The 13,046-nt window shown below is 59.5% G+C and carries 10 protein-coding genes and 2 tRNA genes; 10 read left to right on the top strand and 2 right to left on the bottom strand.

Annotated features, from left to right (window positions below):
• Positions 1-107: 107 nt before the first annotated feature.
• Positions 108-182 (bottom strand) — tRNA-Gly (locus HMPREF2751_RS07570).
• Between the two features lie 563 nt (positions 183-745).
• On the opposite strand from HMPREF2751_RS07570, the gene HMPREF2751_RS07565 reads away from it, so the two are divergent.
• From HMPREF2751_RS07565 to clpX, 5 genes are all read left to right on the top strand, one after another.
• A tRNA-Pro gene (locus HMPREF2751_RS07565) sits at positions 746-822 on the top strand.
• Positions 795-2,258 (top strand): trigger factor, encoded by a 1,464-nt coding sequence (gene tig, locus HMPREF2751_RS07560; protein WP_083295680.1) that lies wholly within the window; start codon positions 795-797, stop codon positions 2,256-2,258. Before HMPREF2751_RS07565 ends, tig begins: the two co-directional genes overlap by 28 nt.
• Positions 2,259-2,398: 140 nt before the next feature.
• Positions 2,399-2,971 (top strand): ATP-dependent Clp protease proteolytic subunit, encoded by a 573-nt coding sequence (locus HMPREF2751_RS07555; RefSeq protein WP_016422302.1) that lies wholly within the window; start codon positions 2,399-2,401, stop codon positions 2,969-2,971.
• A gap of 46 nt (positions 2,972-3,017) precedes the next feature.
• Positions 3,018-3,641, top strand: coding sequence for an ATP-dependent Clp protease proteolytic subunit (locus HMPREF2751_RS07550; protein WP_369707172.1), 624 nt, complete (start codon positions 3,018-3,020; stop codon positions 3,639-3,641).
• Between the two features lie 173 nt (positions 3,642-3,814).
• Positions 3,815-5,077: an ATP-dependent Clp protease ATP-binding subunit ClpX gene (clpX, locus tag HMPREF2751_RS07545; RefSeq protein ID WP_048735141.1), complete on the top strand. Its 1,263-nt coding sequence runs from the start codon at positions 3,815-3,817 to the stop codon at positions 5,075-5,077.
• Between the two features lie 62 nt (positions 5,078-5,139).
• Here clpX and HMPREF2751_RS07540 read toward each other — a convergent pair whose 3' ends face one another.
• Positions 5,140-5,925 carry a TetR/AcrR family transcriptional regulator gene (locus HMPREF2751_RS07540; protein WP_049190863.1) on the bottom strand — a complete coding sequence of 262 codons (786 nt, stop codon included), beginning with the start codon at positions 5,923-5,925 and terminating at the stop codon, positions 5,140-5,142.
• A 230-nt stretch (positions 5,926-6,155) separates the two neighbouring features.
• Here HMPREF2751_RS07540 and HMPREF2751_RS07535 point away from each other — a divergent pair, with 230 nt between their 5' ends.
• The 5 genes from HMPREF2751_RS07535 (at position 6,156) to ndk (ending at position 12,810) form a co-directional block, all read left to right on the top strand.
• On the top strand, positions 6,156-7,139 hold the full coding sequence (locus HMPREF2751_RS07535) for a malate dehydrogenase (protein ID WP_049170995.1): 984 nt from the start codon (positions 6,156-6,158) through the stop codon (positions 7,137-7,139).
• 213 nt (positions 7,140-7,352) lie between these two features.
• Positions 7,353-10,088 carry a valine--tRNA ligase gene (locus tag HMPREF2751_RS07530; protein WP_070595798.1) on the top strand — a complete coding sequence of 912 codons (2,736 nt, stop codon included), beginning with the start codon at positions 7,353-7,355 and terminating at the stop codon, positions 10,086-10,088.
• Positions 10,089-10,297: 209 nt separating this feature from the next.
• Entirely contained in the window at positions 10,298-11,803 is a 1,506-nt protein-coding gene (locus HMPREF2751_RS07525) for a bifunctional tetrahydrofolate synthase/dihydrofolate synthase (RefSeq protein ID WP_231367219.1), read from the top strand.
• The gene (locus HMPREF2751_RS07520; RefSeq protein ID WP_070595796.1) at positions 11,800-12,315 is read left to right on the top strand and encodes a DUF4233 domain-containing protein; all 516 of its coding nucleotides are present in this window, start codon (positions 11,800-11,802) and stop codon (positions 12,313-12,315) included. Before HMPREF2751_RS07525 ends, HMPREF2751_RS07520 begins: the two co-directional genes overlap by 4 nt.
• Before the next feature lie 84 nt (positions 12,316-12,399).
• Positions 12,400-12,810: a nucleoside-diphosphate kinase gene (gene ndk / locus HMPREF2751_RS07515; protein WP_038629458.1), complete on the top strand. Its 411-nt coding sequence runs from the start codon at positions 12,400-12,402 to the stop codon at positions 12,808-12,810.
• The last annotated feature ends 236 nt before the right edge of the window (positions 12,811-13,046 follow it).

Genomic DNA, 13,046 nt, shown 5'->3' with positions numbered 1-13,046 from the left:
CCGGAAAAGACACACTTTTCTTTACTTAACCCCCTGTGACGGATTTCGGGACGGATCCCGTCAAAAAGAAGAACACCCTCCGACGCTGGCCGGAGGGTGCTTTCACATGGAGGGGATGACGGGAATCGAACCCGCGTCTTCAGCTTGGAAGGCTGAGGTATTAGCCACTATACGACATCCCCATAGACAGAAATCCGGTTTAGATGCGCACTCGCCTCAACCAGACCGTGTCTTGGTACAAGGCATATTAACTCGTTAAAGCGCACATACAAAAATCGATGCCAGGTTTTTCTCGAAGGATTTAAAGAAAAGTGGCTGTGGCCGGGAAAAACAGAAAATGAAACTAAAGCAATATGGGGTATATGAAACAGGCGTATAGCCGTTGATTACACTGTCACACGACTCAACAAAGGGGCAGTCGTTTTAGGCGGCTTCTTTGGAGGGTCGGCCGACGAATGGAGTGTTTGCAGTAAACGAGGCCGCCAAAAGCAGTGCCGAGGTGATGCAAACGCCCTGTGATATGCATGGATTTCATGAAACCAGTAGTAGTTGGCAGGTTGGCTCTCGATGGCGTCGTAAAGCGTTTTCAGACAGAGTAATGGCCTGGTTGAACGCGTGGTTTTGTGATTTCGTTAATCGTCAGGTAAATCTATACGGGTCCGTTGTGGAAACGCGATTTCGCGACTATGAGGGCCCCGGTGCAGATGCTCCAAAGGGGTTTCTGCTAGGTTTCGAATGACGCATACGGGGTATGGCGCAGCTTGGTAGCGCGTCCGCTTTGGGAGCGGAAGGCCGTGGGTTCAAATCCCGCTACCCCGACCAGTATCACGGGCACTCCCGTGGTCTATGAATTAATCATCGAGTTGCAGGAGAGTGCACCAGTGAAGTCTTCCGTTGAGAAGCTCAATGAGACCCGAGTGAAGATTACCGTCGAGGTCCCGTTTGACGAGCTGAAGCCAGAGTTCGACAATGCCTACAAGGCACTGGCTCAGCAGGTCCAGATTCCGGGCTTCCGTAAGGGCAAGGCACCGGCAAAGCTGATTGAGGCCCGCTTCGGCCGCGGCCCAATCCTGGAGCAGGTGCTCAACGACATGGTTCCGTCCCGCTACGACGAGGTCGTTCGCGAGGAGGAGCTGAAGGTTATCGGTCAGCCTGAGGTTGACATCACCAAGCTGGAAGACGGCGAGCTCGTCGAGTTCACCGCTGAGGTCGACGTCCGTCCGGAGATTGGGCTGCCGAAGTTCGAGGACATCGCAGTTGAGGTTGACCCGCTGGTCGCCGACGAGGAAGCTGTTGAGGCTGAGCTGCAGAACCTGCTCGCTCGCTTCGGCACCCTGACCGGCGTTGAGCGCGCAGTTGAGAAGGATGACTTCGTCTCCATCGACCTGTCCGCCACTATCGACGGTGAAGAGCTGGAAGAGGCTTCCACCGAGGGACTGTCCTACCAGGTTGGCTCCGACGATCTGATTGACGGCCTGGATGAGGCTGTTGTTGGCCTGTCCCAGGGCGAGTCCAAGGAATTCACCACCAAGCTGGTTGCTGGCGAGCACGAGGGCGAGGACGCTCAGGTCACCGTTACCGTTCAGTCCGTCAAGGTCCGCGAGCTGCCGGAAGCTGACGACGACTTCGCTCAGATGGCTTCCGAGTTCGACACCATCGAGGAGCTGAAGGAAGACCTGGCACGCCAGGTCGAGAACACCAAGAAGGGCGAACAGGCTCAGCAGGTCCGCGACAAGGTCCTGGCTGCCGCAATGGAGCAGACCACAATCGCTCTTCCGGAGGGTGTTGTCAAGGAGCAGGTCGAGGGCCAGCTGCAGCAGCTGCTGGGTCAGTTCGGCGGCGACGAGAAGGTTCTGAACTCCATGCTGGAGGCCCAGGGCACCACTCGTGAGCAGTTCGACGAGGACTCCAAGAAGTCCGCTGAGGAAGCTGTTCGCACCCAGCTGTTCCTGGATGCACTGGCTGAGGAGATCCAGCCGGACGTTTCCCAGCAGGAGCTCACCGACCACATCCTGTTCACTGCTCAGTCTTACGGCATGGACCCGAACCAGTTCATCCAGCAGATTCAGCAGTCCGGCCAGCTCGGCAACCTGTTTGCAGACGTTCGCCGCGGCAAGGCTCTGGCTACCTCGATCCTGAAGGCTTCCGCCAAGGACACTGAGGGCAACGAAATCGATCTGAACGAGTACTTCGGTGAGGTCGAAGCTGAGGCTGAGAAGGCTGAGTCCGACAAGGCTGAGGACAACTCGGCTGAGTAAGCCCCGCCGTTAGCGCGACGCATTCCTTATGCTGCAACGCTTATAGCGAACAAGGGCCGTTCCTGAAACAAAGGGACGGCCCTTTTCGTTACCCTCTAGTGAACGACAAACTCGCACACGTACGAAGAAGGAGTACACAGATGAGCGATAACGCCCAGATGTCGACGAACACGGTTTTCGACAAGCTGCTCAAGGAGCGCATTATTTGGCTGGGTGAGCAGGTCGACGACGAGATTGCCAACAAGCTCTGCGGTCAGATGCTGCTCCTGGCAGCTGAGGACCCGGAGGCGGATATCTCGCTGTACATTAACTCCCCGGGTGGCTCCGTCACCGCCGGCATGGCCATTTACGACACCATGCAGTTTGTTCCGTGCGACGTGGCTACCTACGGCATGGGCTTGGCAGCTTCCATGGGTCAGTTCCTGCTCGCCGCAGGTGCTAAGGGCAAGCGTTACGCACTGCCGCACGCCCGCATTATGATGCACCAACCATCTGCAGGTATTGGCGGTACCGCATCCGACATCACCATTCAGGCTGAGCAGTTCGCTGCCACCAAGAAGGAGATGGCTCGTCTGATTGCGCAGCACACCGGTCAGCCGGTCGAGCGCATTGAGGAAGACTCGGACCGCGACCGCTGGTTTACCGCAGCTGAGGCTAAGGAATACGGCCTGGTTGACCACGTCGTGACCGCTCTCAAGGACACCGCACGCTAAAAGCGGACAGTAGCGAATAATTAGAGGCGATTTAATCAACATGGAGATGAACAATATGCAGATGCCGCAGTCGCGCTACGTGCTTCCTTCTTTCGTGGAGCACTCCAGCTTTGGTGCTAAGGAATCCAACCCATACAACAAGCTCTTCGAAGAGCGCATTATCTTCCTCGGCTCCCAGGTCGATGACACCGCCGCTAACGACATCATGGCGCAGTTGCTGGTGCTTGAGGGCCTGGACCCGGATCGTGACATCACGATGTACATCAATTCCCCAGGCGGCTCCTTCACCTCGCTGATGGCCATCTACGACACGATGCAGTACGTGCGTCCCGACGTGCAGACCGTGTGCCTGGGCCAGGCTGCCTCCGCGGCAGCCGTGCTGCTCGCTGCGGGTGCACCGGGTAAGCGTGCAGCTCTGCCGAATGCGCGCGTTCTCATTCATCAGCCGGCTACCCAGGGAATCCAGGGCCAGGTTTCCGACCTGGAGATTCAGGCGAACGAAATCGAGCGCATGCGCAAGCTGATGGAGGAGACGTTGGCTCGCCACTCCGGTCGCACTGCAGAGCAGATCCGCAAGGACACCGACCGTGACAAGATCCTGACCGCTGAAGAGGCCGTCGAGTACGGCATCATCGACCAGGTCTTCGAGTACCGCAAGCACAACGCCTAAATGGGGACATGGTCTCTTTGGAGTGCTGCGCACTGGCCGTCGTAAAGCACCGGGCGAGATCGCGTGAAATTCGCCTCGCCCCTGGCGTGGAAGCCGGTATTTGCGCACACTCACGGTAGGCTGGTCTGAAGCAGTTATTGGCAACGAAGCGGAAAGGCGGCGGCGGGAGCCTCATGGCGCGTATGCAAGAAAGTGCGGATTTGCTGAAGTGCTCTTTCTGTGGAAAGAGTCAGAAGCAGGTCAAAAAGCTGATTGCCGGACCTGGTGTGTACATCTGTAATGAGTGCATCGAGCTCTGCAACGAGATTATTGAAGAGGAGCTCAACACCGGCGGCGAGGCAACTGGCAACGACGACCGCCTGCCGCGTCCGATGGAAATTCGCGACTTCCTCGATGAGTACGTCATCGGCCAGGACATGGCAAAGCGCACCCTAGCCGTCGCGGTCTACAACCACTACAAGCGCCTTCGTGCTGCAGAGACCAAGTCGGACAACGACGTCGAGCTACAGAAGTCGAACATTCTCTTGCTGGGGCCGACAGGCTGTGGCAAGACCTACCTGGCACAGACGCTGGCTCGCAAGCTGGATGTGCCGTTCGCAATCGCTGACGCCACCAGCCTGACCGAGGCCGGCTATGTCGGTGAGGATGTGGAGAACATCCTGCTGAAGTTGCTGCAGGCTACTGATTTCGACGTCGAGAAGGCGCAGCGCGGCATCATTTACGTCGATGAGATTGACAAGATCTCGCGTAAGTCTGAAAACACCTCTATCACTCGCGATGTCTCCGGTGAAGGTGTGCAGCAGGCGCTGCTGAAGATTCTCGAGGGAACCGTAGCCGCCGTGCCCCCGCAGGGTGGGCGCAAGCTGCCAAACCAGGAGTTCATTCAGTTCGACACCTCCAATGTCCTGTTCATCGTCGCCGGTGCGTTTGCCGGTCTGGAGAAGGTCGTGCAGGAGCGTGTCGGTAAGAAGGGGCTGGGCTTCGGCGCAGATGTCACCTCGGCTAACGACGCGGATATGAAGGATCCATTCCGCGACGTGCTGCCGGAGGACCTCGTTCGATTCGGCCTGATCCCTGAGTTCATTGGTCGCCTGCCCGTCATCGCATCGGTCACCAACCTCGATGAGGACGCGCTGGTTCGCGTACTCACCGAGCCCAAGAACTCCCTGGTCCGCCAATACCAGCACCTGTTCGACATGGATGGTGTGCGCCTCACCATCGACGACGAGGCGCTGCGCGCCATTGCTGCCAAGGCGATTAGCCGCAATACCGGCGCCCGTGGTCTGCGCGGCATCATGGAAGAAATCTTGGTTCCCGTGATGTTCGACGTACCAGAGCGTGACGACGTTGCGGAGGTCATTGTCCACAAGGAATGCATCACGGACGGTGCAGCGCCAGAACTCGTTGAACGCAGCGCGGACAAGAAGACTGCGTAAAGGTAGCTGAAAACCCGGTTAGAGCGCCTGCTCTAACCGGGTTTTGATGTCTGTGTGGAGCCCTAGTCGTCCATGCCGTAGATGTCGCGGTAATCCGGGGCATCATCAGCAGCCAAGTCCTGAGTCTCTGGGTTGGGCTGATCGCCATAGACCTCTGCGCCAAGCGCGGACGAGTTCGCGCCATGGGAGGCCAGCAAGGAAGTGTACGAGCTTCCCGGTTCGTTGCGAGGCGAGGATGTCAACAGGCTGGTCACGGTGTCCTGTGCGAACTCACGCAGCTTGTCCGACAGCACCGTCGACTGCATTTCAATGCCGTAGAGGTTTTCAAAAGTCCGTTGGTGCAGGGTGGGGAAGGTGGCCAGTGAGAGCACGAGAATATAAAGATCAAGTGCGGAAATGTCAGTGCGGAATGCACCGTAATCGCGGCCGAGCAACAAGATGCGGTCAAACTCCAAAACAATTGGGCTCTGACCACCAAGCCCAGTCACGCCTTCTAGCGGCAGGACCGGATGTAGGTTTTCCTGGATGATGAACCGCACGGCGAGCGGGTTCGCCGAGAAGTAGTCATAGATAACACCGACCACATGCTGCAGGGCTTCCACCGGCACATTGGAGTGCGGGCGCAGGTCGTCGTCGTCAGGCCTTACGGTCTCCAGCACATGTGCCCACGTCGCCCTGTAGAGTCCCAACTTGTCACCACAGTGGTAGTGAAGCATGCGCTTGGAGACACCAGAGGCGGCAGCAATGGCATCCAAACGGGCATCTGCATACCCCTTTGCGGTGAATTCTTGAAGTGCTGCCACCAAGACTGCATGGGGGATTGCATCAGAGGAGCCTGGAGACTTCATGAAAATCCTTTGCTTGGACTAGAGAGAGACTAAGGGGTTTTGGCTATCTAACGGGGGTGAAATTGGTCAGTCGCGGACTTCTTTCTAGTGAAATGAGTACACGACCGTAAGTCATGCCTAATGCTATCCGTTTTTCAGAAATGGCCTGAGCGCATCGCCCCCGTCTGCGCCAATTCTGTAGTCGCATTAGAGTGGGCAGCGAATTGATTCTCTCTCGAGAAAGGCCTGAAGTGAACAAGACTCCCGTAAAGGTTGCAGTTACCGGCGCCGCCGGACAGATCGCTTACTCCCTGCTCTTCCGCATTGCCAGCGGTTCGGTTTTCGGCCCTGAGACCCCGGTTGAGTTGAACCTGCTGGAGATCACTCCGGCGCTGCACGCCACCGAAGGCGTCGCCATGGAGCTGTTTGACTCCGCCTTCCCGCTTCTGACTGGCATCAACATCACCGATGATCCGGCAAAGGCATTCGACGGTGCCAACGCCGCATTCCTGGTCGGTGCAAAGCCGCGCGGCAAGGGCGAGGAGCGCTCCGCACTGCTGGGTGCCAACGGCAAGATCTTCGGTCCGCAGGGTGCCGCACTGAACGATCATGCAGCAGACGACATCAAGGTTCTGGTTGTCGGCAACCCGGCCAACACCAACACCATGATTGCCGCTTCCCACGCTAAGGACATCCCGGCAGAGCGCTTCACTGCCATGATGCGCCTGGACCACAACCGTTCCCTGTCCCAGCTGTCGCAAAAGATTGGTGTTCCGACCACTGAGATCAAGAACATGATCGTCTGGGGTAACCACTCCGCAGACCAGTTCCCGGACATCACCTACGCCACCATTGCAGGCGAGAAGGTCTCCGACAAGGTTGACGCTGCATGGGTCGAGCAGGACTTCATCCCGCGTGTCGCGAAGCGTGGCGCAGAAATCATCGAGGTCCGCGGTTCTTCCTCCGCAGCTTCCGCTGCCGCAGCCGCAGTTGACCACATGCGTGACTGGGTCACGGGTACCCCAGAGGGCGAGTGGGTCTCTGTCGCACTTCCGTCCGACGGCTCCTACGGCATCGACGAGGGCCTGGTCGCTGGTGTTCCGTGCTACGCCAAGGACGGCGAGTGGGTTCGCGTTGAGGGCCTGGATCTCTCCGAGGTTCAGCGCGCTGGCATCGAGCGCAACGTCAAGGCACTGCGCGAAGAGCGCGAGGCTGTTAAGGACCTGCTGGTCTAAGAGCTGTTCAACGGCCGTTTAGAGGCGCTCTCTTGTGATGATTACACAAGAGAGCGCTTTTATTTTGCGCGGTAATCACGGTTTGGCTCGGAGCGGGAGAAAGGCTTGAATTCGGCGGTGCATAAGTCGCTGATAGCAGATATGGGTGGGGCGCAAGGGCCGTCGTAAAGCCCCTGGAAAACCAAATCCGGGCAAGGCGCTAAGATGTGACGCGTGACTGAGAACAACGTGGACCTAAACAGAGCAGATAAGTTGCCCAAGTCGTGGAACCCGGCTGACGTGGAGTCGGACCTGTACCAGGGCTGGGTAGACGCTGGCTATTTCGAGGCTGATCCGTCTAGCTCCAAGCCGGCTTACTCTATTGTGCTGCCCCCGCCGAATGTGACGGGTCAGCTGCACATGGGCCACGCACTGGACCACACTTTGATGGATGCGCTGGTGCGCCGTAAGCGCATGCAGGGCTACGAGGTGCTGTGGCTGCCGGGTATGGACCACGCGGGTATCGCAACTCAGACCAAGGTCGAGGCGATGCTGAAGGAGTCCGAAGGTAAGGACCGCTTCGATTACGGCCGCGAGGAATTCGTGGAGAAGGTCTGGGAGTGGAAGCACGATTACGGCGGACGTATCGGCAACCAGATGCGCCAGATTGGTGACTCCCTGGATTGGTCACGTGAGCGCTTCACTCTGGACGAGGGCCTGTCCCGTGCGGTTCAGACGATTTTTAAGGAACTGTTTGACCGCGGCCTGATTTACCGCGCCAAGCGCATGGTCAACTGGTCGCCAGTGCTGCAGACTGCAATCTCGGATATTGAGGTCAAGTACGAGGACGCTGAAGGCGAGCTCGTGTCTTTCCGCTACGGCGATGGGGAGGACTCCATTGTTGTGGCGACGACTCGTGTGGAGACGATGCTGGGTGACGTGGCAATTGCCGTGCACCCGGAGGATGAGCGCTACACGCACCTGGTGGGCAAGGTTCTGGACCACCCGTTCCGCGAGGACCTGAAGATTCAGGTCATCGCCGATGACTACGTGGACCGCGAGTTCGGTACCGGCGCGGTGAAGATCACGCCGGCGCACGATCCGAATGACTTCGCTATGGGCCAGCGCCACGACCTGGATATGCCGGAGGTCATCGACACCACTGGCCGTATCTTCAACACTGGCACGCGTTTCGACGGCATGGATCGTGCGGAAGCCCGTACTGCGCTGACGGAGGCGCTGCGTGAGCAGGGGCGCATTGTCAAGGAGGTCCGCCCGTACGTTCACTCGGTCGGCCACTCGGAGCGCTCGGGTGAGCCGATTGAGCCGCTGCTGAGCCTGCAGTGGTTCGTTAAGGTCGATGAGCTGGCCAAGATGTCCGGCGATGCTGTTCGCGAGGGCGACACGGTTATTCACCCAGCTTCGCAGGAGCCGCGCTGGTTCGATTGGGTCGATGACATGCACGACTGGTGTATTTCCCGCCAGCTGTGGTGGGGCCACCGCATCCCGATTTGGTACGGCCCGAATGGCGAGGTCGTCTGTGTCGGCCCGGATGATGAGGTTCCGACGGGCGAGGGCTGGACGCAGGATCCGGACGTGCTGGATACCTGGTTCTCGTCTGCGCTGTGGCCGTTTTCCACGATGGGTTGGCCGGAAGCCACCCCAGAGCTGGAGAAGTTCTACCCGACATCCGTACTGGTTACCGGCTATGACATTCTGTTCTTCTGGGTCGCGCGCATGATGATGTTCTCGACCTTTGCTGCCACCCTGGCTGATTCACCGCTGGGTAAGGGGCGCGACGGTCGTCCGCAGGTGCCGTTTAAGGATGTCTTCCTGCACGGTCTGGTCCGCGATGAGCAGGGTCGCAAGATGTCGAAGTCCCTCGGCAATGGCATTGACCCGCTGGACTGGGTCCGTGACTACGGTGCGGACGCACTTCGCTTCACGCTGGCGCGTGGCGCTAACCCAGGCTCTGACCTGCCGGTCGGTAATGACGCCGCTCAGAGCTCCCGTAACTTCGCCACCAAGCTGTTCAACGCCACCCGCTTTGCGCTGATGAACGGGGCCCACGTGGGCGAGCTGCCGGACCGCGACCAGCTCACCGACACCGACCGCTGGATCCTGGACCGCCTGGAACAGGTCCGCGCCGAGGTTGACGCTGCGCTGGATAAGTACGAGTTCTCCAAGGCCAACGAGGCCCTCTACCACTTCGCATGGGACGAGGTCTGTGACTGGTACCTGGAGATGACCAAGGTTGACTTCCCGCGCCTGAACGACGGCGAGACCATGACCGAGGAGCAGGCCGCCCGCGCCGCCTCCACTCGTCTGGTTCTCGGCCGCGTGCTGGATACGCTGCTGCGTCTGCTGCACCCGTCCATGCCGTTCGTCACGGAGACGCTGTGGAAGGCGCTTACCGACGGCGCGGAGGGCTTCGAGGATTCTCTGGTTATTTCCGCCTGGCCGGATGCAACCATGACCACCGACAGCGCTGCTGTCGACGAGGTTGCCGCACGTCGTATTGCCGATGCCCAGAAGTTGGTCACCGAGCTGCGTCGTTTCCGCAATGACCAGGGTGTGAAGCCGTCGCAGCGCGTGCCGGCACGCATGAACCTGGCGGATGCTGATCTGACTGCTCAGGAAGAGATGATTCGTTCGCTGGCTCGTGCTGAGGCGCCGGAGGATGGATTCACCGCTACCGCTTCCATTGAGGTGCGCCTGTCTCAGGCCACTGTCCTGATCGAGCTGGATACCTCCGGCACCGTCGACGTGGCCGCTGAACGCAAGCGCCTGGAAAAGGACCTGGCCAAGGCAGAGAAGGAACTGGCCGGCACCGAGAAGAAGCTCGGCAACGAGGCCTTCCTGTCCAAGGCTCCGGAGCAGGTCGTGGAGAAGATTAAGACTCGCCACCAGTTCGCACTGGAGGAGATTGACCGTATTAAGGCTCGTTTGGAGGGACTTCCGCAGGCATGACCGATCCACGGGATGCTGAACCACGTGATGAGGCCGCAGGCGAGATTCGTTTGAATCTTGGCGGCGGCGACGATTCGGTGACGCAGGAAGAGTCTGCGATGCGAGAAGAGTCCACCGCAGCGCGTGAGTTCGAATTCGATCCGGCTGACTCTCAGATCGTCGAGGACCTCGAACCTCGTGAAATCGCCGGTGTGATGGCTGATGGCCGCATGCCCGATGACATGCGCCTCGGTGAGGTCTCCGTGTCCGAGGAAGGCCTGAGCCTGCCGGTGGATGTGGATCGCCCAGTCAACGAGCCGGCTCCGCTGGAGGCCACCGCAGAGGAACTGCGCGAACTCGCAGAGGTGGAAGCCGAGCTGGATCAGCGCTGGCCGGAGACCAAGATTGACCCGTCGCTCGAGCGAATCGAGATGCTGATGGACATCCTTGGCCATCCTGAGCGTGCCACTCCGGTCATTCACGTTGCCGGCACGAATGGCAAGACTTCCACTGTGCGCATGATTGAGTCGCTGGTGCGCGCTCTCGGTCGTCGCACCGGCCGCACCACCAGTCCGCATCTGCAGCTGGTTACCGAGCGCATCGCCATCGATGGCCAGCCCATTCATCCACGCGATTACGTGCGCATCTGGCGCGAGATTCAGCCCTACGTGGAAATGGTTGACGCCAAGTCCGCCGAAAAGGGCGGCCCGCAGATGAGTAAGTTCGAGGTCCTCACGGCCATGGCCTACGCTGCCTTCGCCGACGCTCCTGTTGATGTCGCCGTGGTGGAAGTCGGCATGGGCGGCACATGGGATGCGACCAACGTGGTGGAGGCCGACGTGGCAGTCATCTGCCCAATCGGTCTCGATCACACGGAGTACCTCGGCGATACCCTGGCTGAAATCGCTTCTGAGAAGGCCGGCATCATCAAGTCGCGGTGGAACAAGGACGACTTGCTCACGCCACCGGACAATGTCGCCATTGTCGGCGAGCAAGAGCCGGAAGCAATGGACGTCGTTTTGCGCCGTGCCGTGGAAATGGACGCCTCCGTCGCCCGCGCTGGAGTTGAGTACGGCGTCGTCAGTCATCAGCTGGCGGTCGGCGGGCAGAACCTGACGCTCAAGGGCCTGGCCGGCGAGTATGACGACATCCATCTGCCGCTGCACGGTCCGCATCAGGCGCGTAACGCAGCCACAGCACTGGCTGCGGTGGAGGCGTTCTTCGGCGCAGGTCCGGGGCGTCCGCTCAACATTGATGCGGTTCGCGAAGGCTTTGCGACGGTCGCATCGCCCGGCCGCCTGGAGCGCGTGCGCTCGACCCCGACGGTGTTCATCGATGCCGCCCACAATCCGCACGGTGCCCGTGCGCTACGCACGGCCCTCTCCGCTGAGTTCGACTTCCGCCGTGTCATCGGTGTGCTGTCGGTGCTGGGGGAGAAGGATGCTCGTGGGCTGCTGGTTGAGCTGGAGCCCTACTTCGAAGAAGTGGTTATCACCCAGAACACCTCGCCGCGTGCGCTGCACTACGACGACCTGGCTGACCTCGCGGAGGAGATTTTCGGCGAGGAGCGCGTGCATCGCGTGCCAACTCTGCCGTCCGCCGTTGAGCTAGCTGTCGCACTGGCTGAGGAAACCGACACCGGAGACGGTATTGTCTCTGGTTCCGGTGTGATCGTCACTGGATCTGTTGTCACTGCGGGCGAAGCCCGGACACTATTTGGAAAGGACCCGCAATGAGCGAATCTCAGGCGAGCCAGCCACAGGGCAATAGCGCGGAGGACTACACCGCTGCCGACCGCGAGGCCCTGCGCGCCTACCGCGAGGGGCGTGACCTGAGTGAGGGCGGCAAGTATGGTCCGCTCGGTGCGGGACACGATCCGGCTAAGGACCCGCTGAAGGGTCTGCGTGGTGTTATGTCCGGCACGCTGATTATGCAGGCTATTTCGGTGCTGCTTGGTCTGACTGTGGTCACGCGCATTCCCGACGGCCAGATCAACCAGACCTTTTCGGTTACGTACATCACCATCCTGGGCCTGGCTCTGATTGCGATGGCCTTCCTGCAGAAGCAGCCCTGGGCCCTGAAAGCCAACATTGTGCTGCAGGTCTTTGGTGTGCTGGCTATCTTCACGCATGTGTCCATGGGCGTGGTGGGTATCTTCTTCGCACTAGTGTGGGCCTACATTCTGCACCTGCGGAAGAACCTCCTCCAGCGTATGGAGCGCGGTCTGTTGACCACCCAGCACTCGTAAGTCTCCCGCGCTCGTAGTCGCGACTTTCACCCCGCTGCACCACCACTCCGGTGTAGCGGGGTTTGTCATAGTAAGATGCTCACCATGACTGAACGTACTCTTATTCTGATCAAGCCGGACGGCGTTTCCCGCGGTCTGGTCGGCGAAGTTATCTCCCGCATTGAGCGTAAGGGCCTGAAGCTGGTCGCGCTTGACCTCCGTGTTGCTGACGAGGCAACTGCGAAGGAGCACTACGCAGAGCACGTCGATAAGCCGTTCTTTGGTGAGCTGGTTGATTTCATCACCTCTGCACCGCTGGTCGCTGGTGTTATCGAGGGCCCGAACGCAATCGCTGCTTGGCGTCAGCTCGCTGGCGGCACTAACCCGGTTGAGGCCGCAACTCCGGGCTCCATCCGCGGTGACTTCGCACTTGAGGTTGCTAACAACGTTGTTCACGGTTCCGATTCCCCGGAGTCCGCTGAGCGCGAGATTGGTATTTGGTTCCCGAACCTCTAAACGTTGACGGTTCAGCATTGACCCGTGAGCGTTGAACTGGCGCCGAACTGAGCAAGCAATTGTTTGCCGGTTCGGCGCTTTTTGCTTGTCGACGACCGTGGGGCGGCCCTTCAGCGGGCTGCACGTGTGAATGCGGGCACGGGCTGCAAATGTGAAACTGTAGGAGTTTATGACACTTTCCGGCAATTTTTCAGGCCATTTCTGTCATAAACGCAGTCAGTAACTCGGATTGGCCC

This window comes from Corynebacterium sp. HMSC063G05 (genome assembly GCF_001810555.1).
GTDB lineage: Bacteria > Actinomycetota > Actinomycetes > Mycobacteriales > Mycobacteriaceae > Corynebacterium > Corynebacterium jeikeium_D.
Note: the sequence above shows the minus strand (reverse complement) of the source record. Positions and strands in the feature narration are given on the sequence as shown.

Coding starts and splice junctions, on each gene's coding strand:
- HMPREF2751_RS07555 (WP_016422302.1), top strand. CDS start 2,399: ATGAGCGATAACGCCCAGATGTCGACGAACACGGTTTTCGACAAGCTG.
- HMPREF2751_RS07550 (WP_369707172.1), top strand. CDS start 3,018: ATGAACAATATGCAGATGCCGCAGTCGCGCTACGTGCTTCCTTCTTTC.
- clpX (WP_048735141.1), top strand. CDS start 3,815: ATGGCGCGTATGCAAGAAAGTGCGGATTTGCTGAAGTGCTCTTTCTGT.
- HMPREF2751_RS07540 (WP_049190863.1), bottom strand. CDS start 5,925: ATGAAGTCTCCAGGCTCCTCTGATGCAATCCCCCATGCAGTCTTGGTG.
- HMPREF2751_RS07525 (WP_231367219.1), top strand. CDS start 10,298: ATGCCCGATGACATGCGCCTCGGTGAGGTCTCCGTGTCCGAGGAAGGC.
- HMPREF2751_RS07520 (WP_070595796.1), top strand. CDS start 11,800: ATGAGCGAATCTCAGGCGAGCCAGCCACAGGGCAATAGCGCGGAGGAC.
- ndk (WP_038629458.1), top strand. CDS start 12,400: ATGACTGAACGTACTCTTATTCTGATCAAGCCGGACGGCGTTTCCCGC.